Genomic DNA, 13,726 nt, shown 5'->3' with positions numbered 1-13,726 from the left:
CTCCCCAGCACGATCACGGCCGGTTCCCGCCCACCGCTATCCTGTGGCTCATGTGCGCCCACATTCTCGCGACGGCCGCCTGGCCCTATGCCAACGGCCCTCGTCACATCGGTCATGTCTCCGGATTCGGGGTTCCCTCCGACGTCTTCGCGAGATACATGCGAATGGCGGGCAACGAGGTCCTGCTCGTCTCGGGGTCCGACGAGCATGGCACCGCGATCCAGGTGAAGGCCGAAGCCGAGGGGCTCACCCCCCAGCAGACCGCAGACAAGTACCACGAGGTCATCGTCCACGACCTGCAAGGTCTGGGGCTGTCCTACGATCTGTACACCCGCACGACGACCCGCAACCACGAGGCCGTCACCCAGGAGGTCTTCCGTACCCTCTACGAGAACGGATATGTCATCAAGCAGACTCAGCTGGGGGCGCTCTCGCCGAGCACCGGGCGCACCCTGGCCGACCGCTATGTCGAGGGCACCTGCCCGATCTGCGGGTTCACCGCCGCGCGCGGCGACCAATGCGACAACTGCGGCAACCAGCTCGACCCGACCGACCTCATCAACCCGCACAGCCGCATCGACGGCGAGGTGCCGCAGTTCGTCGAAACAACCCACTTCTTCCTCGATCTGCCCGCACTGGCCGAGCAGCTCATGGCCTGGCTCGACTCGCGCCACGACTGGCGCCCCAATGTCTTGAACTTCAGCTACAACTTCGCCAAGGAACTCAAGCCCCGCGCCATCACCCGCGACCTCGACTGGGGCATCCCGATCCCGGTCGAGGGCTGGGAGCACGAGGACATGAAGCGGATCTACGTCTGGTTCGATGCGGTGATCGGCTATCTGTCGGCAAGCATCGAGTGGGCGGCGCGTACCGGCGATCCGGATGCCTGGAAGGCCTGGTGGCAGGATCCCGATGCCCGCAGCTACTACTTCATGGGCAAGGACAACATCGTCTTCCACTCGGTGATCTGGCCGTCCATGCTGCTCGGCATCAATGGGAAGGGAAGCCGCGGCGGGCGTCCGAGCGAGTGGCTGGGCACTCTCGACCTGCCCACCGAGGTGGTCAGCTCGGAGTTCCTCACCATGAAGGGTTCCAAGGTCGACACGAGCCACGGTGTGGTCATCTACGTCGGTGACTTCCTGCGCGAGTTCGGCCCCGACGCGCTGCGCTACTACATCGCTGTTGCCGGACCGGAGAACCGCGACACCGACTTCACCTGGGACGAGTTCGTCCGCCGGAACAACAACGAACTGGCCAATGAGTGGGGCAATCTGGTCAACCGGTCCGTGTCCATGGCCTTCAAGAACAACGGCGCCATCCCGCCAGCCCACGAGCTCACCCAGGCCGACGAGGACCTGCTGGCCGCCTCACGGCGGGCCTTCCAGACCGTCGGCGAGCTGCTGGAGCAGTGCAAATTCCGCGCTGCCATCACCGAGGCGATGCGCGTTGCCGCACTGGCGAACCAGTATCTCAGCGGCCAGGAACCCTGGAAGCTCAAGGGCGACCCGCAACGCCGGGACACCGTGCTCAACACCGCCCTCCAGGTGGTCTGCGACACGAACACCCTTCTTACGCCCTTCCTGCCGCATTCGGCGCAGAAGGTCTTCGAGATGCTCGGCGGGCAGGGCGTGTGGGCTGCCCAGCCACAGATTCGCCAGGTGAGCGAGGGCGAGGGTGAGGAGGCGACGAGCTACCCGGTGCTCATGGGCGACTATGCCCACGAGCAGGCGGTGTGGCGGTCGCGTCAGGTGGTGCCCGGGACGCCGCTGAGCAAGCCGGTGCCGCTGTTCGGCAAGCTGGACGAGAAGCTGGGCGAGACGGGGCCGCAGTGGGCCCCAATCGGCTGACCCGGCCACGAATGGCCGGGCTGGGGCAGCCCGGCCGAGATGGCTCGCTCGACCTCGGCCACTCTCGAGGGCAACGCCGTCGTGCGCAGACCTGCATGGCACCGGCCGTCCAGGCATGCCGCCTGTCACCGAGCTGTGAAGGCCACGGCGCGCACGCACCACAGCAGTGCCACAGCACCCTGGCAGTTCCTCCACAACCGGCTCCGAGAGCATGACGTTGTCAAGAGAGAGGAGCCGTGCGTCATGCTCATGACCTACGCTCGCCGCGAGCTCAGCCGACGGCACAAGCAAACCATCGTGGTCGCCGTCGGACTCGCCATCGCCGTTGCCCTGCTGATGGTCGTCAATTCGGTCTCGTCGGGAGTCAGCAAGGCCCAGTCGCAGGTGCTGGCGGCCGTCTACGGAGTCGGTACCGATATCACCGTCACACAGCGCCCCAGCACCTCGGCGTCCGCCCAGCAGAGCTTCGGGTTCGGACAGGGCTCCGGCAACAGCGACGCCCAGGGAAACACCTCGGTGTCAAGCACCGTTCTTCGCGCCAGTCGTGAGAACCAGACCTTTGCCGACAGCGCGCTGGGCACCACCCAGCATGTGAATGGCGTCTCGAATGCCGTCTCGGCACTCGTCTTGGAACAGACCACCTTCCACGGCCAGATCGGAGCCGAGGGAACCTCCGGTGCCAGCCCCGCACCCAGCAGCCCGGCCACAGGCTCGGGCACGAGTGACAAGGAGCGGCACCGCTTCGGCGGGGGCCAGTTCAATCTCAACAGCACCACCGTCACCGGCGTGACCCCGGGATCCACCCTTGGCCCGCTGTCCACTCTGACGGTTACCTCCGGACGCACGCTGGCAAGCGGCGATTCTGGCCAGGATGTCGCGCTCGTCTCGTCCACCTATGCGAAGACCAACAACATCGCCCTCAACCAGACGATCTCGGTCGGTGGTGCGAACGTGAAGGTGGTCGGCATCGTCGATTCCACGTCGAGCACCGTCTCCGATGTCTTCCTGCCGCTGGACACCGCCCAGAAGCTTGCCGGCCTGACCGGCCAGATCAACGAGATCTACGTCCAGGCGGCGAACTCCGGCCAGGTCGATTCGGTGGCGACAGCCATCGGGAAGGCGCTGCCCTCGGCCACCGTGTCCACCGACAAGACGCTGGCCGAGAGCGTGACCGGATCGCTGTCCTCGGCAGCAACCCTGGTCGGCTCACTCGGCAGGTGGTTGTCCTACGGAGTGCTGGCGGTGGCCTTCGGTCTGGCGATCCTGTTCACCGTCTCGGGCGTCAATCAGCGCACCCGTGACTTCGGCACGCTGAAGTCCATCGGCTGGTCGAACCCGCGGGTGGTCGGTCAGGTGGCCGTCGAGTCGTTACTGCGTGCGGCGGTCGGCGCGATCAGTGGCGTCGTCTTGGGACTGATCGCCATCCTCGTGCTCAACAAGCTGGGGATCACGCTGTCGGGATCGACAGGCGGCTTCTCGGTGCGCGGCCGTTCGCGTGGCGAGAGCGGCGGAACTGTTCCGGGGGGAGCCCCCAGCGGCGGGGGCGGAGGCGCCCTCGAGCGAGCCAGCACGGCCGTCAATGTCGTCCTGCACAATCCAGTGAGCGCTGAGACGATCATTATCGGGCTGGCAGCGGCTCTCATCGGCGGCCTTGTCGCCGGCATCATCGGCGGCTGGCGTGCGGCCCGGCTGCGTCCCGCGGCGGCACTGAGGAGCGTGGAGTGAGATGTACACCCTGACGAATGTGACGAAGACCTATTCGGGGCGCCACCCGGTGACCGCCCTGGACCACGTGAACCTGACGATCCCCGATGGCCAGCTCGTCGCCATCGAGGGACCCACCGGCGGCGGCAAGTCGACTCTGCTGCAGATGCTCGGGGCACTCGACGTGCCGAGCAGTGGCGATGTGGAGCTGGGCGATGTCCAGCTCGCGAGGGCTGGGGAGCGCCAGCTCACCAAGGTACGCGCCGAGCGGATCGGCATCGTCTTCCAGAATTTCAACCTCATCGCGACCCTCTCGGCCCAGGAGAATGTGGAGACCGCTCTTGTGCCTCTGCACGTGTCTGCCGCCGAACGGCGCGAGCGGGCGATGAAGGCCCTGGAGAGCGTGAACATGGCCGATCGTGCCGATCACCTGCCCAGCGAGCTGTCGGGGGGCCAGCAGCAACGCGTGGCGATCGCCCGGGCACTGGTCAAGAAGCCGAGGGTGCTGCTTGCCGACGAACCGACCGGCAATCTCGACGTCGGTACCCGCGATGAGATCCTCGAGCTGCTCCTCGAGCGCTGGCGGGCCGATTCGCTCACTGTCGTCATGGTCACCCACGATCCGCGGGTCGCCGAGGGGGCGCAACGCCGACTGCGGATCGAGCATGGCACGCTGCACGAGACAATGGCGGCCGGCTGAGGCCCGCCCAGAGGGGGGTGGCCGGCTGAGGCCCGCCCAGAGGGGGTGGCCGGCTGAGGCTCGCCCAGAGGGGGGTGGCCGGCCACGGCTGGTCCAGGCAGAGGGCGGCCACAGCTTGCCCGAGGAGCTGCGGTGGGGTGTCTAGCCTTGAGCCATGAGTTCTGGGGCCCGCATGGGGATACGAAGCCACGTCCGTCGCGCCACGAGCGGCTGGCAGCCCTCGAGGAATCTGCGAGGCTCCGTGCAGGAGGCCACCGAACTGCTCAAATCGGTCGGCGACGCGGTCGTGCTCACCGGGGCCGGGCTCAGCACCGGCTCCGGTGTGCCCGACTACCGCGGCCCCGGATCGATCCGCGCCACACCGATGCTCTACCAGGACTTCGTCTCCGATCCGCTCGCCCGTCAGCGCTACTGGGCGCGCAACTACCAGGGCTGGTGGAAGCTGTCGCAGGCCAAGCCGAATGAAGGACACCGGGCCCTGGCCCGCTGGGAGCGGCGGGCTCGACCCGGTGTCCTGCTGGGCGTCATCACCCAGAACGTGGACGGACTGCACGAGGCCGCCGGGACCCGCCAGCTCATCACCCTGCACGGGCGCAGCGCCGACGTCGTCTGCCTGCGCTGTCAACGCGTGGAAGCCCGGGCCCATCTCCAGCAGCGCCTCGCCGAACTCAATCCCGCAGTTGCCGTGAACGACCGGCTGGGACCCGCGGAGCTTCGCCCCGACGCGGACGCCGAGGTGGAGGACTGGCAGGGCTTCACAGTGCCCGATTGCTTCCACTGCGGCGGGCTGCTCAAGCCCGATGTGGTCTTCTTCGGCGAGACGGTCCCCAAGCCGCGGGTGGCGGCCGCCTTCGCATGGTGCGAGGCCGCCAGTGTCATCGTCGTCGCCGGATCGAGCCTCACCGTGATGTCAGGCCTGCGGTTCGTGCGCCGGATGGCCCACCGGGGCGTGCCGATCATCATCATCAATCACGGTGCGACCAGGGCAGACGAACTCGCCACGGTGCGCCTGGATGGTGACACCGCCGCTCTGCTGCCCGCGCTGGTCGATCCGGCGGTCCACTAGCCTCGCTACCGGCTCACCAGCGCTGCACCGCAGCGTCATCGGGGGTGGCCTCCTCGTGGCGGTCTGCCATCTCGATAGCGGCGGACAACTCGCTCACCAGCTCGCCGAGCGCCTCGATATGCCCCTCGCGATGCCAGAAGGACTCCTTGACAGGCAGATACCAGGGGGTCTTGGGCGTCAGCCGGCCCTCGTCGGTGAGTCGCTGGAAGAGCCGCGTCCAGGTGGGGCTCAAGCCGAAGACGACTGTCCACGCCAGGAACTCGCTGAAGGCGCGCGGATGGCGCCGCCAGTCGATGAGCTCTGGATCTGCAGCCGCCAGGAAGGCCCGGAAGTCCTCGGCCTGTTGGCGAATCGTGCTCCCCAGCTGTGTGCGGGCCGGCATGAGGGGGGCGCTCGCAATGACGGCCAGGCCTGCCAGCACCACGGCGACGGCGGTGAGCAGCTCACCGGTCAGGGCAATGAGCGGCAGCGCGATGAGCACCCCGCCAATGCTGATCGCCGCACCGGCCCGGCGCATCTGGCGCCGGGCCCTCTGCGGAGGGATCCGGAAAAAGCCCATCTCGCCCACCTGGCGAGCGAGCGCTTCGCGGGCGGTCGTGAAACCGCCCTTGGTGAGGGTGATCTGCAGTGTGCTCGTGGTGCGCCGCCGGCGGCCCTGGACGGTGGGGAACAGCTTCTTGAGCAGCGTGCGCTCGTAGACCAGGAGATCGGGTGGGGTGGTGTCGGTGCGCCGCAGCGTCCACGACCCGTCCTCCTCGTGAGCCACGGTGAGGCAGCCTCGCACTGCGAGATCGATGATCGTGGCGACCAGGTGATTCGTCTCGGCCCGGGCGTCGAGCAGCATTCCCAGCTGGCCGGGCCGCACGCCCGGCGGGGCCGTGTCGCGCACCACCCGGCGGCCGCCACCGGCGTGTCCCGGCGGTGGCGGGCCCGCTGGCCCAGGGGCGATGTGTGCCGGACGCGCGTCACGACCCTTCCAGGCGACGGTCACGATGCAGCCGAGGATGGCGGCTGCCGTGATGACCGTCGCGGCGATGAGGTCGGCGGTGCCCATGGCACCATCATTCATCACCGGTGCCCCTGGCGCCGGCACTGACCAGCGGTGCCTGTGGCACCGGCACTGACCAGCGGTGCCTGTGGCACCGGCACTGACCAGCGGTGCCTGTGGCACCGTCACTGATTGGCGGTGTCCATGGCACCGGCACTGACCAGCGGTGCCCCTGGCACCGTCACTGATTGGCGGTGTCCATGGCACCGGCACCATCCGGTGGCAGGCCGATGAGGGCCTGGACTTGCGAACGCAGCGCCGTCATCGTCCGCCGGCCCTCGGCGCGACGCTCCTCGAGAACTTCGCTGACGGCTGGCGGCACTTCGACCTCCAGATAGCACTTGAGCTTGGCCTCGGTCCCTGAGGGCCGCACGAAGACCCGCAGCCCGGTTCGGGTGAACTCGAGAGCGTTGATGCCGGACAGCCCGTCACCGCCGCCCAGCAGATCACGCATCCCGACCGGACCGGAGGCCAGTTCGCTCCACGGCGTGCGCCGCAGCGAGTTCATGGTGTCGTCGATGAGCCGCCTGTCAGCGACGCGCCAGGCGAGCTGGCTGGTGATGTGCACCCCATATCTCTCATCGATCTCGTCGAGCCGATCGCACAGCTGCTGCCCTTCGGCCTTCAGCTCGGCGGCCAGGCGCAAGACGATCACCGAGGCGCTGATGCCATCCTTGTCGGCCACCTGGGCGGGATCGCAGCAGTAACCGATGGCCTCCTCGTAGCCGAATGCCAGCCTCGGTACCCGGCCGATCCACTTGAAGCCGGTGGGGGTGATCACCAGCTCACGGTCGTGGGCAGCGGCGATGGCATCGATCTGGCTGCCCGAGACCACCGAGCGGGCCAGCACACCGGGTTGCCCGCGGCGCATCGCGTCATCGGCCAGCAGAGCGCCCAGCTCGTTGCCCGTCAGCTGGCGCCAGCCTTGGCGCTCGGGGATCGCGACGGCACACCGGTCGGCATCCGGGTCGGTGGCGATGGCCACGTCGGCACCGGTGCGCTGCGCGAGGGCTATCGCCAGGGCCATCGCGCCGGGCTCCTCCGGGTTGGGGAAGGGCAGGGTCGGGAAGTCCGGATCGGGCTGTTCCTGCTCGGGGACCTCCACCGGCTCCGGCAGGCCCGTCACCCGCGCCGCGCGCCGCAGGACTGAGGCACCCACGCCGTGCATGGCCGTGTGCACCCAGCGCACCTCGCGGGGGTCCTTGTCGGCCAGCAGAGAGGAGATCCGGTGCAGATAGGCGTCGAACAGCGCAGGGCCGGCCGGGGTCCAGGAATCGCTGCGCCTCAGTCGTGCCAGTGGCAGCTCGCTGGCGTGCGCGATGCATGCCGCGATCTGCTCGTCGCTCGGAGGGATGATCTGCGAACCGGATGCGTCGTAGACCTTGTACCCGTTGTCGCCGGCCGGATTGTGCGAGGCGGTGACGACGATTCCGGCACAGGCACCCAGATGGCGCACACCGAAGGCTATGAGCGGGGTGGGTGCCGCCTGCTCGACGAGGTGCACCTCGAAGCCGGACGCGGCGAGAACCTGTGCCGAGTCCAGCGCGAAGCGGGCCGAACCGTGCCGGGCGTCGTGGCCGATGATCACCGGCCGGCCGGTCTCGCCGCGCCCATGCAGCCACTCGGCGATTCCGGCCGCGGCCCGGCAGACCACCACTCGGTTCATCCGAGCCGGACCGGGTCCCAGGGCTGCCCGCAGGCCTGCCGTCCCGAAAGCCAGCGGCCCGCGGAACTCGTCGGCCAGCTCGTCGACTGCTTCCTGCTGCCCGCCTCGAGCGGCGCGCATCTGCGTGCGCACGTGCCGCCTCGTCACGTCATCGGGATCCTCGGCCAGCCAGTGTTCTGCTGCGCAGAGCAATGCCTGCAGCCCCTGGTCATCGGTGGCGATGTGCATGTCCGTTCTCTATTCATTCGCGCGCGCGGGCGCCCGCGCGCGTCCCCGTCCGCGTAGCAGCGTAGTGTCTTCGGGATCAATGGCGAATCGGCATGTGGGCAGGGTTCTCGGCCCCGGATTCGCGGGGTAGAAAAGGCCCCAACCGAAGGAGGCGTCCATGACATCGACTGTTCAGATCGAAAGCACCGACCGGAAAGCCGTTCGCCCGCTGAACCCGGACACCGACCACCGCGAGACGATGGATGGCAACGAGGCTGCGGCGCGAGTTGCGCACCTACTCAGCGAGGTCATCGCGATCTACCCCATCACGCCCAGTTCGGCGATGGCCGAGAGCTGTGACCAGTGGGCCGCTGCTGGTAGGACCAATTTGTGGGGCGCGGTCCCCGAGGTCATCGAGATGCAGTCCGAGGGCGGCGCGGCCGGGGCCCTGCACGGCGCCGTCACCAAGGGCGTGCTCGGTACGAGTTTCACGGCCTCACAGGGCCTCTTGCTCATGATCCCCAATATGTACAAGATCGCCGGCGAGCTGACCCCGGCGGTCATTCACGTGGCGGCCCGCGCGATCGCCACCCAGGGACTCTCGATTTTCGGCGATCACTCCGATGTGATGGCGGTGCGCCAGACCGGCTGGGCGATGCTGTGCGCCTCGTCAGTGCAGGAGGCCCACGATTTCGCGGCGATCAGCCATGCCGCCACCTTGCGCAGCCGGGTTCCCTTCCTGCACTTCTTCGACGGATTCCGCACCAGCCATGAGGTGAACACCATCACCACGCTGGCTCGCGAGGACCTGGCGGCGCTGGTGCGCGAGGAGGACGTCCAGGCGCAGCGCCAGCGGGGGTTGAGCCCTGATCGGCCGGTGCTGAGAGGCACCACCCAGAACCCCGATGTCTATTTCCAGGGGCGCGAGGCGGTCAACGCCTACTACGACGCCGTGCCCGGCATCGTCGCCCAGCTCATGGACGAGCTCGCTGCACGCAGTGGACGCCAGTACCACCTGGCCGACTACTACGGGGCTCCTGATGCGGATCGGGTGGTCGTGGTGATGGGCTCGGCCGGCGGCACGCTGCGCCAGGTCGTCGATGCCCTCAATTCCTCAGGCCAGCGGATTGGCGTCCTCCAGGTGAGGCTCTACCGACCCTTCCCTGCCGAGCAGCTCGTCGCCGCGCTCCCGCCCACGGTGCGCCGTGTGGCCGTCCTCGATCGCACCAAGGAGCCCGGCAGCAACGGCGAGCCGCTGTTCGCCGACACGCTCATGGCCCTGGTCGAACACGCGGACCACTTCGAGGCCGGACTGCCCGTGGTCACCGGGGGACGCTACGGCATCGGCTCCAAGGAGTTCACCCCGGCCATGGCCAAGGCCGTCTACGACGACCTCGCCTCGCCCACCCCGCGCTCGCGATTCACAGTGGGCATCGTCGATGACGTCACCCACCTCTCGCTGCCGGTCGACACCGGCTTCCGCCCGGCAGACAATGGCCTCTCGGCCATATTCTTCGGGCTCGGCTCCGATGGCACCGTCGGCGCGTCGAAGAACTCGGTGAAGATCATCGCGGGTGAGCCCGGACGCTACGCGCAAGGCTATTTCGTCTACGACTCCCGAAAGTCCGGGGCGACCACGGTCAGCCACTTGCGCTTCGGCGATGCCCCCATCGATGCGGCCTATCTACTCGAGGAGGCCGACTTCGTCGCCGTCCACCAGTTCGAGTTGCTCGACAAGATGCCCACCCTCGACCTCGCCAAGGCCGGGGCCACGGTACTCATCAATTCCCCCTACGGAGCCGACAGCTGGGCGCACCTGCCGGTCGAGGTGCAGCAGATCATCATCGACCGCAAGCTCGACCTGTGGGTGATCGATGCCGCCACGATCGCCCGCAAGAGCGGCCTGGGCCAGCGGATCAATACCGTCATGCAGCCCTGCTACTTCTATCTTTCGGGGGTGGTGGCCCAGCAGGAGGCGATTCCCCGAATCAAGGCCAGCATCGAGAAGACCTACGGCAAGCGGGGCCGCGTAGTGGTGGAGCGCAACTTCGCCGCCGTCGACGCGGCCATCGATTCCCTGCACCACATCGCGGTCCCCACGGCAGCCACCAGTGCGGTCAACCGGATGGCAGGCCTGCCCGATACTGCTCCCGAGTTCGCCAAGCGGGTCACCGAGATCATGCTGCGCGGTGAGGGCGATCTCCTGCCGGTGAGCGCCTTCCCGGTGGACGGCACCTGGCCGGTGGGCACGAGCAAGTACGAGAAGCGCGGCATCGCCCAGGAGATCCCGATCTGGGATCCGAGCCTGTGCATCGACTGCGGCAAGTGCGCCATCTCCTGCCCCCATGCCGCAATTCGCGTCAAGGCGGTGCCTCAGGACACCCTGGCGGACGCCCCGGCGGGATTCCAGACGAAGAATTACCGCGACCGGACGCTGACCGATCACCAGTACATCGTCCAGGTCGCGCCGGACGACTGCACAGGCTGTGGGATCTGCGTGGACGTCTGCCCCGCGCGCTCCAAGCGGGAGGTCAAGCACAAGGCCATCAACATGGAGCCCCGCCTCGAGCACCTCGATGTCGAGCGGCAGAACTTCGACTACTTCCTCGACCTGCCCGAGGTGGACCGCACCGCGGTGCGCCACGACCAGGTCAAGGGGGCAGCGCAGCTGCAGCCGCTCTTCGAGTTCTCGCTGGCCTGCTCGGGCTGCGGCGAGACACCCTATGTGCGCACCCTCACCCAGCTGTTCGGCGACCGGATGATCATCGCGAATGCCACCGGCTGCTCGTCGATCTACGGCGGCAATCTGCCCACCTCGTCCTATACGACGAATGCGGACGGTCGCGGGCCGGCCTGGAGCAACTCGCTGTTCGAGGACAACGCCGAGTTCGGCCTGGGTATCCGGCTCGCCTGGGAGCAGCAGAACGCGGAAGCCCGCAGGCTGGTCGCCGCGCTGCCGGGCCTGGATCCGGAACTGGTGCAGGGTCTGCTGGGGGCCGACCAGGGAGACGAGCAGGGCATCGCCGACCAGCGGGCGCGGGTGGAGCAGCTCAAATCGGCTCTCGCCGGGCGCCACGAGAGCGAGGCACTGCGGCTGGCCACACTGGCCGACGAGCTCGTCGACAAGACCGTGTGGATCGTCGGTGGCGATGGCTGGGCCTACGACATCGGCTCGGGTGGCCTGGACCATGTACTGGCATCGGGACGCAATGTCAATGTCTTGGTACTCGACACCGAGGTCTACTCGAACACCGGCGGCCAGGCGTCCAAGGCCACCCCGAGGGGGGCTGCGGCGAAGTTCGCGGCCAAGGGCAAGGCCAGCCCGAAGAAGGACCTTGGGATGATCGCCGAATCCTACGGGAATGTCTACGTGGCCTCGGTGGCGATGGGCGCCAATCCCCAGCAGGTGGTCCGCGCCATGCTCGAGGCCCAGGCCTGGCAGGGCCCGAGCCTCATCATCGCCTACAGCACCTGCATCTCGCACGGCATCACCATGGCCACCTCCATGAGTCATCAGGAGCAGGCCGTACAGACCGGCTACTGGCCGCTCTACCGGTTCCGCCCGAGCGCGGACGAGGACGCGGTTCCCCTGCATCTCGACTACAAGGCGCCGAGCGGGCGCGTCTCGGACTACATGGCCGCAGAGGCACGGTTCGGGATGCTCATGCGCAGCAACCCGAAGCGCGCCGAGGAACTGGGCAAGCTCCTGCAGGGCGACGCCGACGAGCGCTGGCGTCTGTACAGCCAGCTCGCCGGGCTGCACAGGGCACTTCCCAGCGATCACGACGAGCCGAACACGACCGAGCAGACCGACGAAGGGAAAGATTCATGAGCGCCAACCCGGATCTGTCCACCAGCTACCTCGGCCTTCAGCTGAGTGGCCCGATCATCGCCTCCTCCAACCCGCTGAACCGCACCATTGAGGGACTGAAGTCCCTCGAAGCTGCCGGTGCATCCGCGGTTGTGCTGCCGAGCCTGTTCGCCGAGGAGGTGGAGGCCGAAGAGCTCGAAACTGCCATGGTGCTGGAGACCGGGGATGAATTCGCGGAATTCGCCTCGGCGCCGCTGGCGGAGGTCGAGCAGCTCAACACGGGAGCTGATGCGCATCTTCGGCTCGTCGCGGAGGCGAAGAAGGCGCTCGGTATTCCGGTGATCGCCTCGGTCAACGGCTCCCAGCCCGGCGACTGGGCCCGATATGCGGCGCAGCTGGTCGAGGCCGGCGCCGACGCCATGGAGCTGAACCTGTACGATCTGCCGGTCGAGCCAGGCCGGTCTCCCGAGGACGTCGAGGTGGGCTATCTGCGCGTCATCGCGAGCGTCAAGCGTGTCATCGGTGAACGGCAGCTGGCGGTGAAGATCTCGGAATTCCTCAGCTCGCTGCCTCACTTCGCGGTGCGGGCACGCAACGCCGGCGCTGACGCGCTGGTGCTGTTCAACCGCTTCTACGGGCCCGACCTCGATCTCGACTCGCTGTCGGTGGTGCCGACCCTGGCGTTGTCCACCTCGGCGGAACTGCCCATGCGCCTGCGCTGGGTGGGCATCTTGTCCGCCCAGCAGCCCGAACTGGAGTTCGCCGTGACCGGCGGGGTGCATACCGGCGAGGACGTCGTGAAATCCTTGATCGTCGGCGGCCAGGTCGCCTATACCGCCTCGGCGCTGCTCGATGGCGGAGCCGGTGCCCTGACGAGCATGCTCGCCGAGCTCAAGGGTTGGCTCGTCGAGCACGACTACGAGTCGGTCGATGAGCTGCGGGGCGCCATGGACGCCTCCTCGGTGGACGACCCGCACGCTTTCGAGCGGGCGCAGTACATGAAGGTGCTCAACAGTTGGGCCTGAGCGGCTAGCCCGACGCACGTCCTCCTGGCTCATGCACTGTGGGTCTGCAACTGTTCGGCCGCTCAGCTGTGGCACGGTGCGGTGGCGTGGCGTCGCGAGATGGTGCCGGAAGTGGGCGTCATTCGGGCTCGGGCCGAGCAGGGGTCGGCATTTCTGTGCAGCGTGGTGAGATCGCGCCGGAAGTGGGCGTCACAGACCGGGTCTGTCACTATTCGGATTGGGCGGACTGTGGTGCCCGTTTTTGGTTGTGGACTGGCCTCAAGCCATCTTCTGGGCAGGTGAGCCCCGGAAGGAGAGCGCTGGGCTGGTGCGCCCCGGAAGGTGAACTGGGACAGAAATGGCGAGGCGCCGACCCTGGAATGTGTATCCAGGGGCAGGCGCCTCGCCATCTCGCCATATGTTTGCTGGGTGTGCGGATCGGCCCTGTCAGCGGCCGAACGACACCTGGAGCCGGGTCTCAGTGCTCGTCGTAGTGGTCTCCGTCGAGAGCGTGGCGGTGACCCCCGTGGATGTAGTCCACGTGATCACCGTGCTGCACTACCTCGTGGCCACAGCCCTCACCATGGGTGTGCTGGGCCAGAGTGTGCTCGGCGAGGTGGTGCTCGGTGGTCTTGTTCGTGTCATCAGCCATGAAAATCTCCTGTGTTGTTGT

Annotated in this window: 9 protein-coding genes; 6 read left to right on the top strand and 3 right to left on the bottom strand. The window is 67.7% G+C overall.

Features of this window, described 5'->3' with window-relative positions; translation table 11 throughout:
- Positions 1 to 50 precede the first annotated feature (50 nt).
- From metG to BMX93_RS02665, 4 genes are all read left to right on the top strand, one after another.
- Positions 51 to 1,847 carry a methionine--tRNA ligase gene (metG, locus tag BMX93_RS02680; RefSeq protein WP_091967464.1) on the top strand — a complete coding sequence of 599 codons (1,797 nt, stop codon included), beginning with the start codon at positions 51 to 53 and terminating at the stop codon, positions 1,845 to 1,847.
- Between the two features lie 243 nt (positions 1,848 to 2,090).
- Positions 2,091 to 3,572, top strand: coding sequence for an ABC transporter permease (locus BMX93_RS02675; RefSeq protein ID WP_091967462.1), 1,482 nt, complete (start codon positions 2,091 to 2,093; stop codon positions 3,570 to 3,572).
- A gap of 1 nt (position 3,573) precedes the next feature.
- A complete protein-coding gene (locus BMX93_RS02670; RefSeq protein ID WP_091967460.1) occupies positions 3,574 to 4,251 on the top strand; it encodes an ABC transporter ATP-binding protein in 678 nt (225 codons plus the stop codon).
- Between the two features lie 154 nt (positions 4,252 to 4,405).
- A complete protein-coding gene (locus tag BMX93_RS02665) occupies positions 4,406 to 5,317 on the top strand; it encodes a Sir2 family NAD-dependent protein deacetylase (RefSeq protein ID WP_091967458.1) in 912 nt (303 codons plus the stop codon).
- Between the two features lie 13 nt (positions 5,318 to 5,330).
- On the opposite strand, the gene BMX93_RS02660 is transcribed toward BMX93_RS02665, so the two are convergent.
- Positions 5,331 to 6,371: a DUF2207 family protein gene (locus tag BMX93_RS02660; protein ID WP_177170030.1), complete on the bottom strand. Its 1,041-nt coding sequence runs from the start codon at positions 6,369 to 6,371 to the stop codon at positions 5,331 to 5,333.
- Positions 6,372 to 6,546: 175 nt separating this feature from the next.
- Positions 6,547 to 8,259: a phospho-sugar mutase gene (locus tag BMX93_RS02655; protein WP_091967455.1), complete on the bottom strand. Its 1,713-nt coding sequence runs from the start codon at positions 8,257 to 8,259 to the stop codon at positions 6,547 to 6,549.
- Positions 8,260 to 8,497: 238 nt separating this feature from the next.
- Between BMX93_RS02655 and nifJ the strand changes: the two genes are divergently transcribed.
- Positions 8,498 to 12,070 carry a pyruvate:ferredoxin (flavodoxin) oxidoreductase gene (nifJ, locus tag BMX93_RS02650; protein ID WP_425438737.1) on the top strand — a complete coding sequence of 1,191 codons (3,573 nt, stop codon included), beginning with the start codon at positions 8,498 to 8,500 and terminating at the stop codon, positions 12,068 to 12,070.
- Positions 12,067 to 13,074: a dihydroorotate dehydrogenase-like protein gene (locus BMX93_RS02645; RefSeq protein ID WP_091967451.1), complete on the top strand. Its 1,008-nt coding sequence runs from the start codon at positions 12,067 to 12,069 to the stop codon at positions 13,072 to 13,074. Before nifJ ends, BMX93_RS02645 begins: the two co-directional genes overlap by 4 nt.
- Before the next feature lie 457 nt (positions 13,075 to 13,531).
- On the opposite strand, the gene BMX93_RS02640 is transcribed toward BMX93_RS02645, so the two are convergent.
- Complete coding sequence (locus tag BMX93_RS02640; protein WP_091967449.1) at positions 13,532 to 13,705, bottom strand: zinc transporter permease; 174 nt, start codon at positions 13,703 to 13,705, stop codon at positions 13,532 to 13,534.
- Between the last annotated feature and the right edge of the window lie 21 nt (positions 13,706 to 13,726).

Origin of the sequence: Propionibacterium cyclohexanicum, from assembly GCF_900111365.1 — a bacterium.
Taxonomy (GTDB): Bacteria; Actinomycetota; Actinomycetes; order Propionibacteriales; family Propionibacteriaceae; genus Propionibacterium; species Propionibacterium cyclohexanicum.
Note: the sequence above shows the minus strand (reverse complement) of the source record. Positions and strands in the feature narration are given on the sequence as shown.